1 protein-coding gene is annotated in these 1,004 nt (G+C 74.3%); it reads right to left on the bottom strand.

From position 1 onward, the window contains the following. Positions 1–1,004, bottom strand: a 1,004-nt coding sequence (locus AC0CYZ_RS10715; RefSeq protein ID WP_472215061.1) for a 1-acyl-sn-glycerol-3-phosphate acyltransferase, incomplete at both ends; no start/stop codon positions are given.

The raw sequence follows: 1,004 nt of genomic DNA, 5'->3' as shown, positions 1-1,004 counted from the left end.
GCGCGACCGGCCGCCCTCCATGTACCACTCGAGGTTGAACCGCTTGGCCACCAGCCACGAGAAGTACTCGCGCACCACGGCCTTGTAGACCGCGTCCTTGCCGAAGCTGCGGCGGATGAAGATGATCCCGCTGCGCCGCGCCAGCGCCTCCAGGCCCCAGATGCGCAGGTTGTTGCCGCCGAGCACGTGGTTGCGCGGGAAGTCGTTCTCGCGCAGCACCTCGGCCAGCACGAACGGGTCGGTGTAGGAGCGGTGCGAGGGCAGGAAGACCAGCGCGTGCTCGGCGTTGAGCTCGCGCAGCGGCTCCAGGCCGCTGGTGTCGGCGTGGACCTCCCACGCGCGGTCGTGCATCGGGCGCAGGACCCCGGAGAACAGGTCGACCGCGGTCGGGTCCATCGCCGCGACGAGACTCTGCAGGTCCTTCTCCGCCTCGGCGGCGATGTCCGCCTCCGGGCGGCCGGTCTCCTCGGCGAGGCGCCGGACCTCGCGGGCGAACTGCGCGCCCCCGACGATCTGGTCGCTGACCTCGCGCGGCACCTTGGTGCGGTTGCCCAGCACGCCGCGCTCGGCGCGGTCGAGCGCGAGCTTGGCCTGCTGGGCGACGAAGCGGACGAAGTCCTCGGCGCCGGTGCCCATCCGCTCCCGGCGGTGGCGCACGAGCAGTTCGCGCATCGTCGCCGGGCGCCCGACGACGACGCGGGGCTGGGACTCCTCGTGCCGGTTCGCCCGCGCCGCGCGCGCCCGCTCACGCAGCCGCGACCGGCGGGTCACGACGTCGAGGAGCCGCAGGACCGACTTCTGCGGGACCGTGTCCGCCGGCTCCCACACCAGGCGCACCGGGACGAGCAGCGCGTTGTCCCCGCGGGTGAGCCGGGCGGCGAGCTGCTCCCCCTCGGCCGGGACCGTCTCCACCCGGCGGTCGGTGGTCGGGCGAGCCGCGGCCAGCCACCGGTCGATCAGCCGCCGCTCGAGCACGCTCGGGGCGTCCACGAGGACGACGAGGG

The organism is Actinomycetospora sp., assembly GCF_055612215.1.
The sequence above is the reverse complement of the archived record's forward strand: the minus strand, read 5'-3'. Positions and strand labels throughout refer to the sequence as shown.